The 12975-nt window shown below is 41.2% G+C and carries 14 protein-coding genes; 12 read left to right on the forward strand and 2 right to left on the reverse strand.

What is annotated here, in order from left to right:
* Window positions 1-88: 88 nt before the first annotated feature.
* The 12 genes from DSBG_RS12545 to surE all read left to right on the forward strand — a co-directional run bounded on the left by DSBG_RS12545 (window position 89) and on the right by surE (window position 10649).
* Window positions 89-2428 (forward strand): M28 family metallopeptidase, encoded by a 2340-nt coding sequence (locus tag DSBG_RS12545; protein ID WP_242877595.1) that lies wholly within the window; start codon window positions 89-91, stop codon window positions 2426-2428.
* Window positions 2429-2496: 68 nt separating this feature from the next.
* The gene (locus tag DSBG_RS12550) at window positions 2497-2736 is read left to right on the forward strand and encodes a YkuS family protein (RefSeq protein WP_009621503.1); all 240 of its coding nucleotides are present in this window, start codon (window positions 2497-2499) and stop codon (window positions 2734-2736) included.
* 442 nt (window positions 2737-3178) lie between these two features.
* Window positions 3179-4453 carry a class I SAM-dependent rRNA methyltransferase gene (locus DSBG_RS12555; RefSeq protein WP_068964662.1) on the forward strand — a complete coding sequence of 425 codons (1275 nt, stop codon included), beginning with the start codon at window positions 3179-3181 and terminating at the stop codon, window positions 4451-4453.
* Window positions 4454-4563: 110 nt separating this feature from the next.
* Window positions 4564-5013 (forward strand): Fur family transcriptional regulator, encoded by a 450-nt coding sequence (locus tag DSBG_RS12560; RefSeq protein WP_068964663.1) that lies wholly within the window; start codon window positions 4564-4566, stop codon window positions 5011-5013.
* Between the two features lie 268 nt (window positions 5014-5281).
* Window positions 5282-6451 carry a tetratricopeptide repeat protein gene (locus DSBG_RS12565; RefSeq protein ID WP_068964664.1) on the forward strand — a complete coding sequence of 390 codons (1170 nt, stop codon included), beginning with the start codon at window positions 5282-5284 and terminating at the stop codon, window positions 6449-6451.
* A gap of 180 nt (window positions 6452-6631) precedes the next feature.
* Window positions 6632-7009: a 6-carboxytetrahydropterin synthase QueD gene (queD, locus tag DSBG_RS12570; protein WP_068964665.1), complete on the forward strand. Its 378-nt coding sequence runs from the start codon at window positions 6632-6634 to the stop codon at window positions 7007-7009.
* A gap of 4 nt (window positions 7010-7013) precedes the next feature.
* A complete protein-coding gene (queC, locus tag DSBG_RS12575) occupies window positions 7014-7706 on the forward strand; it encodes a 7-cyano-7-deazaguanine synthase QueC (RefSeq protein ID WP_068964666.1) in 693 nt (230 codons plus the stop codon).
* Window positions 7707-7767: 61 nt separating this feature from the next.
* The gene (locus DSBG_RS12580) at window positions 7768-8325 is read left to right on the forward strand and encodes a DUF366 family protein (RefSeq protein ID WP_068964667.1); all 558 of its coding nucleotides are present in this window, start codon (window positions 7768-7770) and stop codon (window positions 8323-8325) included.
* Window positions 8325-9059: a 7-carboxy-7-deazaguanine synthase QueE gene (locus DSBG_RS12585; RefSeq protein ID WP_068964668.1), complete on the forward strand. Its 735-nt coding sequence runs from the start codon at window positions 8325-8327 to the stop codon at window positions 9057-9059. The genes DSBG_RS12580 and DSBG_RS12585 overlap by 1 nt, the downstream gene beginning before the upstream one ends.
* Before the next feature lie 46 nt (window positions 9060-9105).
* On the forward strand, window positions 9106-9681 hold the full coding sequence (folE, locus tag DSBG_RS12590) for a GTP cyclohydrolase I FolE (RefSeq protein WP_176716267.1): 576 nt from the start codon (window positions 9106-9108) through the stop codon (window positions 9679-9681).
* A gap of 13 nt (window positions 9682-9694) precedes the next feature.
* On the forward strand, window positions 9695-9880 hold the full coding sequence (locus DSBG_RS12595) for a YpmA family protein (RefSeq protein WP_009621486.1): 186 nt from the start codon (window positions 9695-9697) through the stop codon (window positions 9878-9880).
* Between the two features lie 13 nt (window positions 9881-9893).
* On the forward strand, window positions 9894-10649 hold the full coding sequence (gene surE, locus DSBG_RS12600; protein WP_068964669.1) for a 5'/3'-nucleotidase SurE: 756 nt from the start codon (window positions 9894-9896) through the stop codon (window positions 10647-10649).
* Between the two features lie 172 nt (window positions 10650-10821).
* Here the strand turns inward: surE and DSBG_RS12605 are convergent, their stop codons facing one another.
* The gene (locus DSBG_RS12605; RefSeq protein WP_009621480.1) at window positions 10822-11049 is read right to left on the reverse strand and encodes an alpha/beta-type small acid-soluble spore protein; all 228 of its coding nucleotides are present in this window, start codon (window positions 11047-11049) and stop codon (window positions 10822-10824) included.
* Between the two features lie 384 nt (window positions 11050-11433).
* Window positions 11434-12975: putative polysaccharide biosynthesis protein (locus DSBG_RS12615; protein ID WP_068964678.1), on the reverse strand; the 1542-nt coding region annotated here is incomplete at its 5' end.

Here is a 12975-nt window from a genome sequence, read left to right on the forward strand (position 1 = left end):
GTTGAAAGTATTGAGAGGCATAACCTTAAGAAGTTTTTCATACCAGTTAGAAAGCATTAAGTTTTGGTTCTCTATAAAAATGGGCAAGGTGAGTTTACAGTTTGAAAGGGCAGAGGCTATGAAGCTTAACAAGACGAGTGTGATTGTATTAATAGCGATTTTGAGTCTCTTGGCAATTCCATGGCTTCTTTATTCGAAAACTAATATTTCGCCGATTCCCGATGATCCAACATCAGGGTTTTCAGCTGCGGCAGCATATGAACATGTGAAATATCTGGTCCAAAAAGTTGGCCCCCGGCCTGCGGGAAGCAAGCCGGAATTGAAAGCTTCTCAGTATATAAGTTATGTGTTAAGTCAAAATGGCTGGAAGGTACGTGAACAACCCTTCAGCAAGGTCGTCGTTCGAGAAGCCTCAGTCCTAGAAAGAGAACAACAGGTCGAATTGATTAATAGCCAGAATATCATTGCCGAATTGCCGGGAACACGCCCCGACACTATTATAGTTGGGGCGCATTACGATTCTGCAAATCTAAATGCTCCTGGGGCTGTGGATAATGCTTCAGGTGTTGGGGTTTTACTAGAACTGGCTAGAGTCCTGAGTAAAGAGCCTCATGAAGAAACTTATCAACTTATTTTTTTTGGAGCAGAAGAATATGGATTATTGGGGTCACAATTTTATGCGTCTCAAGCTGACTTATCAGCTGTTCGATGGATGCTCAATCTTGACATGGTTGGAACCCCGCTGGAAATAGAGGTTGCAGGTAAAAAGTCAGCTCCGCCAGAGTTAATTAAGCAAGTTGCGGCTTTAGCTAGTCAGAGTCATATCCCCTTCCATATTAGCCGCGATTTTATCCTAATGACCCGTGAAAGTTCTCAAGGAGGTGCAAGCGACTTCAGCTCTTTCTTGGATCAGGGAATTCCAGCTCTTGGACTAGGTATTTCTGGTCGACCTGCGGGGTATTTTCATCGACCAGAAGATCTATTAGATCGCGTCTCTTTGGAGGATATGCAGAAAGTCGGAGATTATAGTAATCGATTACTAACGACTGTCAAATTAGAGAAGATTGGGCCGAGTGTATGGGATGAACTATATTTACCTTTTCAAATTGGAAATCATGTGTTTATTCTACCTAGTCATGGAATTCGTATCGTCACCTTTTTAACGTTTATTTTTACAGGTCTGATTTTAATAAAGTATATTAGAAAAAGTTCGGAAAAACATAGAGTAAGTTGGCAAAAAGTATTGGGGATTTTAGGAATCACACTATTGCTCAGTCTGATTGTGACAGGCTTAAGTGGGATCGGGGAGAATCTTTGGCATTTGATTAAACATGTCCAATTATTGTACTACGCCTATCCTGTGTTCTTTGTTATGGCCCGTATTGGGATTGGCTTAGGGACATTTATTCTTCTTGCGGGTTGGTTTTATAAGCTTCCTTTAACCCGGAATCCTCAGATCTATTGGTTTGTCGGAGTAGTATTGCTCTTAGGAGCGAGTTTAGTGTTAGCGCTCATCCGGATTGACCTGGCATTTCCCTTTGTTTTTTGGCTTCTGTGCCTAGATTTACAGTATTTCTTACCAAACATTATCTTGGTCTTAATCGGTCCATATTTCATCTATTGGCTCCACTTTGAGCTTTTGAATTCGCAACAATGGGTGAGCTTCTACACAGCAATTCATAAATATTTTATAATTTTTGTGGTGATTTATAGCTTACTACTTGTTCCCTTCTTTTTATCTGCCTTACATATGGCGATCACAAAGACACAATTATCGAAGAAACTATTGTCTCATTTAAGAAAGCCAGCGTTAGTGGTTACTGGGTTACTGATTTTATCGCTAGGCCTAGTTCCTGTTTATACAAGAGATTACCCACAGGCAGTTATAGTTAGGGAAGAGTGGACGGGGAGCAACGGTGGAGTAGTGCATATTTTCTCTGATGAACCTCTTCCTCACCAAGTAGTGAGTGATCTCGGCGGACAGGAAGGAAAGAGCCAATATGTACCTATCCAAAATCAAAAACCACCAATACGCGTCGATACATCTGTGGAAGAGAAAAACAAAGATTCACAGAGAATCCTCGATATTTCATTTAAACTTAGCTATACGAGTGAACCATATTTGATTAGGCTCAAATTGGAAAGTACGTCCCCGTTTGATGTTCAAACCGACGAATTTTTACCAATATCCAAACTTCCTAAAAAATTGCAACTGAAAGGTGTACAACAACCCTCTGGAAAATATTCAATCACCTTACAGAGGACGCCTCCGCATCGAAATATTATCCAATTGTCGATTAAAACACAGAGTGTAATGACGTGCTCTCTAGAAGCGACGTTCCCTGATCCCTCACCTCGAATACAAATTCAACATGCTCTCTTATCCGTAGATTACCAGATCCAGTATAAAGAAAGTTATGATTTGTAAGGAAAATTAATCCTGCATACGTTGTAGAAATAAGGGGAAATATAAAAAGTATGAGGAGGGTAAAATAAATGTATAAAACTATAGCAGTTGAAGAAGGACTAGCGAATGTTACACAGGCCCTTCATAATGCAGGATTTAAAACTACCCCTTTAGAAGGAGAAAAATTGCAGAATGTCCGGGCTGTTGTCGTCAAAGGGGACGGAACAGATATCTTAGCGCCTGAATGGCCTGTTAAAATGCCAATTATCAATGCAGCAGGTCGGAGTGCAGATGAAATCGTGGACGTTCTTCGAGATCGTCTCTCTTAGACGCTTAAACTTAAAACTGTAAAACATAGCGAAATTGTCCTACTTCCCGTCTTCCGACTCGATGGTCAGTGTTTGAGTTCGGTGCTCGATTCAGGTATTTCTTAATGGTTTTGCTAACCTCGAGGAATTACTTGTTTTCGAATCACGAATTTTGCACTACGAACATTGATTTTAGGGGACGGTTTTTTAGTGCCAATATGGGATATGTTTCCATATAATAAACTAGAAATGATCTCTTTAGGAAGGAGTTGCTCTTATGTTCTTTGGCGTTATCCCCTTTGCTTTGGGTTTTGGGTTAGGGCCTTGGTACTAAAGATTTCGTCTCAATTTATAATAAAACTCGAATTAAGGAAGCAAAAGCTTCCTTTTCCTCGTGTTTCACGGTATATTTTTAGGGACGTTCATCTCATATTAAGGGAAGACCGGAAAGCGAGGAAGATAAATGACCGTTTCAAAAGTGTTTCTTAAACAAAATCGTAAAAAGAGGCTTGAGCAGGGACATCCTTGGGTGTATCCAGGTGAAATCGAAAAGATAGAGGGAGATCCTCAAGGTGGAGATATTGTACATATTGTTAATCATGCTGGGCATTTTTTAGCCCAAGGTTTTTATAACCCACTATCCCAACTCAAAGTACGCGTTGTGACCTATTCTGAAAATGAAGTCGATGAAAACTTATTTTTTGATAAAATTGAACAAGCTTGGAAGCGGCGGCAGTGGTTATTGCCGGAAGTTTCATCCTGCCGGGTTGTTCATGGAGAAGCTGATTTCTTGCCAGGGTTGATTATCGATAAATATGAAGATGTGCTGGTGGTACAAATTCTTTCTCTGGGGATGGAAGTGCGTCGACAATGGATCTTTAAGGCTTTAAAGAAGATTTTTAGGCAGCGGGGAATCTATGAACGGAGCGATGTTCCGGTTAGACGGCTCGAAGGGCTTGAGGAAAGAGTAGGTTTTATTGAGGAGCCCTTTGACACCAAAGTAACGGTTCGTGAAAATGGACTAAGTCTCTTGGTGGATGTTGCTGAGGGGCAGAAAACAGGCTATTTTTTTGATCAACGAGAAAATAGAGCTGCTTTGAAACCTTTGATGTCAGGGTGGGGGCTTCGGCATGGTATTCAAGTGCAGGAAAATGGACATCCCCTAGATACGAAAGGAAAAGAAATTAAAAATCCTTTTTGGAACGGTGCCGAAGTCTTGGATTGTTTTTCGCACACAGGTTCATTTATGTTACATGCTTGTCTTTTTGGAGCCAAAAAGGTGACCTGTTTAGATGTTTCAGAGAAAGCTATAGAAATGGCCAAAGGTAATGCTTTGCTTAATGGGTTTCTTCATCGAACTGAATTTGTGGCAGCCAATGCTTTTGATTTTTTGCGTGAACAGGTAAAACTTAAAAAATCGTGGGACGTCGTCATTTTAGATCCACCTGCGTTTGCCAAAAATCGCCAAGCTTTACAAGGGGCCATACGGGGGTATAAAGAAATTAACCTACAGGGTATGAAATTGGTACGTAACGGGGGAATCTTAGTAACTGCCTCATGTTCCTATCACCTAAGTGCCACACTTTTTCTGAATATGCTCCAAGAGGCTGCCCGTGATGCGCATAGAGTGTTGCGACTTGTAGAATTCAGGCGTGCTGGTATCGATCACCCCGTGCTTCTTGGAAGTGAAGAAACTGACTATCTAAAATTCGCGATTTATGAAGTATTTGATCGGTAATTATAACAAATGACTTTGTTATGGATCCTTCTTGACATATATATAGAAATATATCTCTATGCAAGGGTCAGTATTTGACATATAATAGCAAATATGGAGGAGGGCAAGGGGTGGAAGAAATAAAAACGTTTGAAAATATTTGCAATTTGTTACGCAACCATTCCTATAAGGTGACCCCTCAGCGTCAGACGATATTACAAACGTTTCTAGAACATGTTGATCGACATCTGAGTGCTGAAGAGGTTTATATGCTAGTTAAGCACCAAAACCCTGAAATTGGCTTAGCTACAGTTTACCGTTCCCTTGATATATTGGCGGAAATTGGAGTTTTGCTGAAAAATGATTTTGGTGATGGGCGAAGCCGGTATGAATTTAGCAGAAAAGACGAACATCACCACCACCATCATCTCATCTGTTTACGTTGCGGGGATGTCTCGGAATTTGATGATGATTGGTTGGAATCTCTTGAAACCGTAATTACTAAACGAAACCATTTTAAAATCGTGGATCATGATTTAAAATTTTATGGTTATTGCCATAAATGTGAAGAGGCGCTGTAAAAAACAGCGTCTCTTCACATTTGTAGTAATATTCTCTTGTAAATGAGTTTGAGAATATAATTATTTCATGACAATAGAAGAAATTGTAACAATCAGAGCTGGTTTTACTAGAAATGTGACGGCGGTAATGGGTATTATAACGTCTTTTTACGAATTACCGCACATTTGATAGGCATTTGACGTGCGATTCTTGGAATAAAGAGCAGGGGATAGGGCATCAAAAGGAGAAGACGTATATGGTAAAATAAGTAAAAAAGGGGTGAAGGCTATGGATCTCCCTTTGGCCTCGAATGTCAAACAAAAGCGGCAATCTTTGCAAAGTTCTTACTTATGGAATTCCCTTCGAGCCAAATGGCATCATCGGTTAGGTAAAACGGATGAGGCTATTCAGAATTGGGTCGATTTATTAAATCAAGATTGCCCTAAGCCACGTCTAAAAGAGGTTCGATATTTGATCGAAACTCAGGCCTTTCAAGAAGCAAGAGATTATTTGGAAGGTCTGCCAAGCAAGCAAAGTGACGACTATTCAGCGGAAATAAGCTATTTACTCGCCCGGTGTTATCTAGGACAAGCTCTTATTCCACAGGCCAAAGAAATGATCGAACAAGCAATTCATTTAAAGCCACAGAAGGCGATTTATTGGGACTTACTCGCTGATTGTCATTTGGAATTTGGAGATTGGCGTGAGGCGATTAAGGCGCTGGATAATTCATTGCGGGCGGCACCTCAAAATGCAGAAACAAATTATCGACTGGGGATTATACACGCATATCATGAAGAAAATCTGGAAGCATTAAGGTGTTTTCAGGGATGTTGTCAGCTTCGACCACGTGAATCATTATATTGGGAAATGAAGGCTGAGATGCATTTGCTTTTGGAGCAGGTGGCAGACGCTTGTATAAGCTTTGATAGAGCGCTTCGTTATGGAGGAACTCCAGATTTAGCTTCCAGGTTAGCGTATTGTTATGTCCAAAATAATGAGATCAAGAAAGGAATTCAATATTACAAATTCGCTCTCAAATATGAACCTGATCATTATGATTCAATAAACAATCTAGCAGCAGTTTATCAAAATGAGGGACGTTCTCAAGATGCTTTAAATTTGTTAGAACGTGCAAAAAACATCTATCCTAAGGATCCGATTTTACTCAATAATATTGCCTTTACTTTGGTACATCTGGGGCGCACAAGGAAAGCTGAGGAGTATTATCGCGAGGCATTAGAATTAGTACCCAACCATCCCCTAATTCTTTATAATTTAAGTGTTTGCTTTACTCGCAAAGGAAATTGGCAGGAGGGCATTAATTCACTGAATCAACTCATTGAACTAGACCCAAATCATTCAGCGGGATGGGCTCTATTAGGCAATATTTATGACCAAATGGATCAATTTGATACGGCTATCGACTGTTTTAATAAGGCCTTGAAATTAGCATAATTTGGAGAGAGGCATTAAAAACATCGTGGTTGCATAGGAATCAGACTTTCACCTAAGCGGCGAAAGTCGATTTTTTTTATGCTGAAGTTGCTTTGAATTTTAGATTTATTGATATTTCATTTTCTTTTGTAAATAATAATGGTAAAATGAACTGTAATATGTCAAATAAGGAGCTTTAAGATGTTTCAGGTATGTGTACAAGCGCATTTCGATGCTGCTCATTTTATCCGCAACTATAATGGTAAGTGTGCTAATTTGCATGGACACCGTTGGACCGTTGTAGTATGTGTCGAAGGCAAGCAATTAGATCATTTAGGGTTATTGATAGATTTTAGTGAAATTAAACAAACCATACAAAAAACTTTAACGTCTCTAGATCATAATGTGATCAATGATCTACCTTACTTTGGTCCCAAAGGGGTCAATCCTACAGCCGAGCACCTCGCGCAATTCGTGTTTATGGAACTTAAGAAAGATTTGCTACTTAATGAAAAGCGCTTAGCATGGGTTAAAGTCTACGAATCTCCTGATGCATGGGCCATTTTTAAGGAGGACTGATTGAATGGCTGGAATTGCTTTACTTTCGGGTGGTTTAGACTCAACGCTTGCCGTGGCGCTCTATTTAGAAAAGGCTGGAATAAATTTAGCCCTCACCTTTGATTATGGACAAAGGGCAAACGAAAAAGAAGTTTCTGCAGCGCGAAGAATTGCCGATTATTATAATATACCTCACAAGGTGATTGCCTTGCCCTTTTTACAGGAACAGACTCATTCTGCTCTAGTTAATCGCTCTGAAGATTTGCCTCTATTGAAATCCGACGAACTTGATGATTTAAGCCGAGCTCAGCTAAGTGCCCATCAAGTGTGGGTTCCAAATCGTAATGGCCTATTTATGAATATTGCTGCTGTCTATGCGGAGAACCTGGGTGAACCCGCAGAGTTGATCACGGGTTTTAACCAAGAAGAAGCAGCGACCTTTCCAGATAACTCCTTAGAATTCATTGGTGCTATGAACCGATGTTTAAGCTATTCGACCCAAGAAAAAGTGACCGTCGTGAGTCCCACCTCAACTCTGACCAAAACGGAAATTGTTCGAGAAGGGTTGCGACTGAAGGTTCCTTTTGAGGATATATGGAGCTGTTATGAGAGTAAAGAAACAATATGCGGGCAATGTGAAAGCTGTCAACGCTTAAAACGTGCCCTGCATAGAAATGAAGCCCAGGGACTTGTCGATCAACTGTTTGGTGCCGAATGAGGATACTTTGTAAAAAGCGCTTCAAAAAGGTTTCAAACCGCCCGAGAAAGAGGGAATGGTTATGAAATACATTGTTCAAAAAAAACCCTTAAATTATGATGGCAGTCAACTACAATCCCTATTTGCCTATAAAAATTTTGGTCTTAAGGGTGACAGTATTATTGTATTCCGCGGCTCGTGTCGTGTGGAATTAAACGAGATGGTGGATATGGAGGATGTCTTAGCACAGGATTGGATTTACAGTAAGGACATGCTACATTTCATTGTTGAACATTTTGAAATGGATTTAGAAAAGACCATTATTCGCCAACGGCTACTTATCGCTACAATTAAGGAAAAGCTTGAAGAGCTTGGTGTTACTACCTTGAGGAGGAGTGGAGATGATCTCTATGAAGCTGACAGAAAACTTTCTGTGAGTATCAGCACCCTTTCGCCGGTATCCACCCTGATTCATTGTGGCTTGAATGTGTCGAATGAGGGTACGCCTGTTCCGACCATTGGCTTAGAAAATGTCCATGTTCATGATGTTTTATCGTTAGGGGAGAGTGTTGCCAGACATTATTGTGATGAGGTTCTATCCATGCGCCTCGCGCGTTGTAAAGTTCGAGGGGTGCAGTAATGTTCAGTTTACCAGTTACAGAAATTTTCTCGTCGATCCAAGGAGAGGGACCTTATGTTGGGGTCCGGCAAATTTTTTTGCGTCTGCCAAACTGCAACCTAACCTGCCCGTATTGTGATACTGAGACCAATATACCGCAACAGTTTCGAATGGAGACGGTGCCGGGCTCACTGCATTTTAACAAGCTGAATAATCCTATCTCCCTTGAAAAGTTGCTAGAATTATTATTACAGACCTTTGATTTTTCACTGCATCACTCACTAAGTGTCACAGGAGGAGAGCCTCTCCTTTGGGCAAATGAACTTCAGGTATTATTGCCTCTTTTAAGAGAGAAACGGTTAAAGATTTACCTCGAGACCAATGGAACTTTACCAGATCAACTTCTTCAAGTTTTACCTTGGGTGGATGTGATTAGCATGGATATAAAGTTGCCTTTCGGTGGTCAAGCTTTCTGGGATGTTCACGAACCTTTTCTGCGATATGGCCTTCAAAAAGAGGTTTTTGTCAAAATTGTGGTTAATACGGAAACTACCCTGCGAGACCTTAAAGATGCTCGCGATTTGATTGCGAGAGTTGATTCATCGATTGTGACGATTCTTCAACCTGTTACAAAAACTCAAGGCATTATTACTCCTAAACCTTATCAGCTTTTAGAGTGGCAAAACCTTTTTCTTGAGAAACTCATCAACGTTCGAGTCATTCCTCAAACACATGTTTTTATGGGACAACTTTAGATATACGTTAACAGAGGGACTATAGAGTAAAGGAGAGAGAAAGTATATGGGGATGGATTTAGAAAAAATTGAACAGGCTGTTTACATGATTTTGGAGGCTATAGGTGAAGACCCTGACCGAGAAGGATTAATAGATACACCTAAACGTGTAGCTAGGATGTATGCGGAAGTATTTTCCGGGTTACACCAAGACCCAAGTCAGCATTTTAATGTGCAATTTACGGAAGAAGAACATGAAGAGATGGTCATTGTCAAAGATATTCCCGTTTATTCTATGTGTGAGCATCATCTCGTCCCTTTCTATGGAAAAGCACATGTTGCCTATATCCCGCGGAAAGGTAAAATAACTGGGTTGTCAAAATTTGCTCGTGTCGTAGAGGGCTTTGCGCATAGACCACAGCTTCAAGAACGATTGACATCACAAATTGCCAATGCTGTAATGGATGAACTTGACCCACTTGGAGTTGTCGTTGTCATTGAAGCAGAACATATGTGTATGACTATGCGAGGCGTCAAGAAAGCGGGATCCCAAACCTTGACCTCGGCAGTGCGAGGGGTATTTAAAACCAATGACAGTACAAGATCTGAAGCTTTCTCAATGATTCGAGGACACAAACGTTAAGAAAGAGGTAGTTATGGATAATCAATCGTCCGATCGACAAGGCAGAATAGAACTTATTGCGACACAACGGATCGGCGTGAATAGCGAACTGTATAAGGTTGTTGATTTTTTAAACAAAAATTTGAAAGATCATCGCCTTATGTTTGGTCTGACGAAAAAAGAAGATAAAATGGTTATCTCTGTCTATGAAGTAGAGTGATCGGGGGAATGGCATGCATATCTTACTGACAAATGATGATGGCTATAATGCACTTGGGATTCAGACATTATATCGAACTCTTCGATCGCAGACAAACCATGATATTAGCATTGTTGCCCCAGGAGGTCAGCGTTCCGCCACAGGCCATTCTATCACTCTGTTTCAGCCTTTGTTTCTAACAGAACATAATCTCGATGGACATCTGAAGGGGTATTCTGTTAGTGGGACTCCGTCTGATTGTGTAAAACTGGCGATCCAAGGGGAGCTTATATCTAAGCCGGATCTCCTTATTTCCGGTATCAACCATGGTTCGAACTTAGGTACGGATATTTTTTATTCGGGGACTGTTTCAGCTGCGATGGAAGGGGTATTACTCGGAGTTCCTTCACTGGCAATATCACTGGCCAGCCTTGAATGCACAGATTTTGAACCTGCCGCTGCCTATCTTGCAGAGCAATTAGATTTCATTGTTCAGCATCATCGAGCAGGATTAGTGAATATTAATATCCCTGGAAAACCTCAAACTGAGTGGCGTGGTTTGAAAGTGACTAAGTTAAGTAAAGCTGTCTATGAAAACGTATTTGAACGTCGCGTTGACCCGCGTGGCAGAACTTATTATTGGCAGTCTGGAAACTTAGCCCAAGATCTAGAAATGGAGACTGATTTAAGAGCTATCCAAGAAGATTATATTTCCATCACTCCCATGCATAGTGATTTGACGGACTTTGAATGCCTTCAGACATGGCAAGCCAACTTTGACAGGAAATAAACAAAACCTGACCGCTGGCGGAAGTCCTTGGTTGCACTTATGCCCTGGTCATGGATGGCCAAGTGTCCCTGTAGCCAAGGATGTGCGAGAAGGGACTCACCCGAAACTAGTACTTTCTGACTTGGTATAATGAATAAAGGAGTACAGATAAGTCTGTACTCCTTTATTAGATTTAAAGGGAAGTGTTGTTGAGTGATTCCTTTGCTCTGCGAATCATCGTTTTGACCATACTCCCGCCAATTCGTCCACCGACATGGCCACATTCGCGGGATGTCATATTCTCCCACCCTTGAGATTTAATTTTTGAACTTAAGCCTAACTCATCAGCGACTTCCCATTTAAACTGCTCCAATACAGATTGAGGCAAAATGCCGCTGTTTCGATTATTACGTCGACTCATAAATGCATCTCCTCTCACTCTATTTCGAGACAATTGTAGTATTCACAAATAATCGGCGGTATATAGCATTCAGATTCTGGATATATTATTTCTTTTTGCTAATGGAGGAAGTTCTAAGATGATATTTGGAACATTTATAGTTTATTTCTTGCTTTTTATAGTTATTTTTTCTTATCCTGGATTAAAAAACAAAAAGAAATCAAGTTCACTACTAAAGTTCTTCTCAATCCCTGCTTTTTTAGGCCTGCTTATGGTCTTTCTGACCGTTATCAAGGTGTACTTTATCTACAAGTTCTTGGTGCTATTATTTGTTCTAGTCACGTTGTTATTATCCTATTGGCAATGGGGAGAGCAACTTCGGCGTTGGTGGAAATGATTTTTTTGTTAGAGTGGAAGAAATTTTCCGATCCAAGGAAGCCTTCTTAAATCATTATACGTAACAGCGCCATTGAAACATAAGATGGCACTGTAAATTATTAAACCTAGAGAAAATTCACCCAGATATCCTACGACATGCCTACCTAAGATCGGATCCAAAAAATGAAAAACCAGCAGCATGCCGATGCCCCCACTGAGTGGTTGGAGGACGAACCGTTGCAGGTCTACAGGCATCCCTGTATTTCGTATAATAGCCAAAAGATTGAGGAATGCCATAATTACAAAACCAAGGGTATAAGCCCAAGCTGTTCCTCGCAGACCCCATTGAGGAAGGCCGGTTAGATACACTAAGATTGGAATACGCAAAATAGCCGCAATGATGGAATGAAGGACTGGAAGATGAACTTTGCCAAGTCCTTGGAGAATTCCTGTTGTGGTTTGTTGTATGTACGAAAAAATTCCACCCAAGGCCAAGACGCGTAAAACGGGAGCGATCTCGGTGCTCTTAAAAAAGGCGGTGAGTGGCAAGGAGAAATAAAATAGGATAATCAGACAGGGAATTCCGATTAAGATGGTTAAGCGAATGGCTTCAGCGCTACGGGCTCGGACGATATGAAATTGGCGTTGAGTAGCTGCTTCGGAAATGGCGGGGACCAGTGAAGTTGCCAGGGCAAAAGTAAAGACACTCGGAAAGGTGAGTAAAGTAAAAGCTGCGCCTCCAAGTTGGCCGAATAGGGTTACTGCTTCTCGAGCCGCGTAGCCTGCTACTTGGAGACGCAAAGGAATGAGCATGGCATCCAAGGCAGATAGCCCGGTTGAGAGCAGCCTTCCGACCGTAACTGGTGAAGCTAGCTGCCATAATTTATGCAAGATATGTCGTGAGGAATAACTAGCTTTTTGACTCTCTGCTTGAAATTTAAGATTTGCCCTTTGGTATTGAAAGACAATTGCTAACAAACCAACCACTTCTCCAACCAGCATGCCTAAAGCTAATCCTGCTGCAGCCCATTCAACACCAGAATCGAGGAGACGCAGTGCTGCTGTATAACCGAAAGCGACTCGAATAGTTTGTTCGCAAATCTGGCTAATGGCTGTTGGAACCATATTTTGTAATCCCTGGAAGTAGCCGCGGAAGACTGACGATATAGAGACGATAAATATTGCCGGTGTGCAAATTTGAAAAACTGTAAGTACTCGGGGATCAGGGAAAACTCGCTGAACTAAGTAGGGGGAAACGAAATAAAGAATGATTGCTACAGCGGCACCTGAAGCACCAAGGATTTTCAAGGCAAGTCGGAAAATGGCCTTTGCTTGTAAATAGTGCCCAAAGGATACTTCTTCAGAGACCATTTTAGCAATCGCCAGCGGGATCCCAGCAGTAGTGAAGACAAGGGCCAACATGTAGATCGGGAAAACCATAGTAAATAGACCGTAGGCTTCACCGCCGATATGGGCCATAATTAAATATTGATAGGCAAAACCCAGCATTCGATTCAGCAAATTGGCTCCCAATAATATGGTCGCTCCATAGACAAAGGTCCTTTTCGG

This window comes from Desulfosporosinus cupriresistens (assembly GCF_001707885.1).
GTDB lineage: Bacteria > Bacillota > Desulfitobacteriia > Desulfitobacteriales > Desulfitobacteriaceae > Desulfosporosinus.

Coding starts and splice junctions, on each gene's coding strand:
- DSBG_RS12550 (WP_009621503.1), top strand. CDS start 2,497: ATGTATAAAACTATAGCAGTTGAAGAAGGACTAGCGAATGTTACACAG.
- DSBG_RS12555 (WP_068964662.1), top strand. CDS start 3,179: ATGACCGTTTCAAAAGTGTTTCTTAAACAAAATCGTAAAAAGAGGCTT.
- DSBG_RS12565 (WP_068964664.1), top strand. CDS start 5,282: ATGGATCTCCCTTTGGCCTCGAATGTCAAACAAAAGCGGCAATCTTTG.
- queD (WP_068964665.1), top strand. CDS start 6,632: ATGTTTCAGGTATGTGTACAAGCGCATTTCGATGCTGCTCATTTTATC.
- queC (WP_068964666.1), top strand. CDS start 7,014: ATGGCTGGAATTGCTTTACTTTCGGGTGGTTTAGACTCAACGCTTGCC.
- DSBG_RS12580 (WP_068964667.1), top strand. CDS start 7,768: ATGAAATACATTGTTCAAAAAAAACCCTTAAATTATGATGGCAGTCAA.
- DSBG_RS12585 (WP_068964668.1), top strand. CDS start 8,325: ATGTTCAGTTTACCAGTTACAGAAATTTTCTCGTCGATCCAAGGAGAG.
- folE (WP_176716267.1), top strand. CDS start 9,106: ATGGGGATGGATTTAGAAAAAATTGAACAGGCTGTTTACATGATTTTG.
- DSBG_RS12595 (WP_009621486.1), top strand. CDS start 9,695: ATGGATAATCAATCGTCCGATCGACAAGGCAGAATAGAACTTATTGCG.
- surE (WP_068964669.1), top strand. CDS start 9,894: ATGCATATCTTACTGACAAATGATGATGGCTATAATGCACTTGGGATT.
- DSBG_RS12605 (WP_009621480.1), bottom strand. CDS start 11,049: ATGAGTCGACGTAATAATCGAAACAGCGGCATTTTGCCTCAATCTGTA.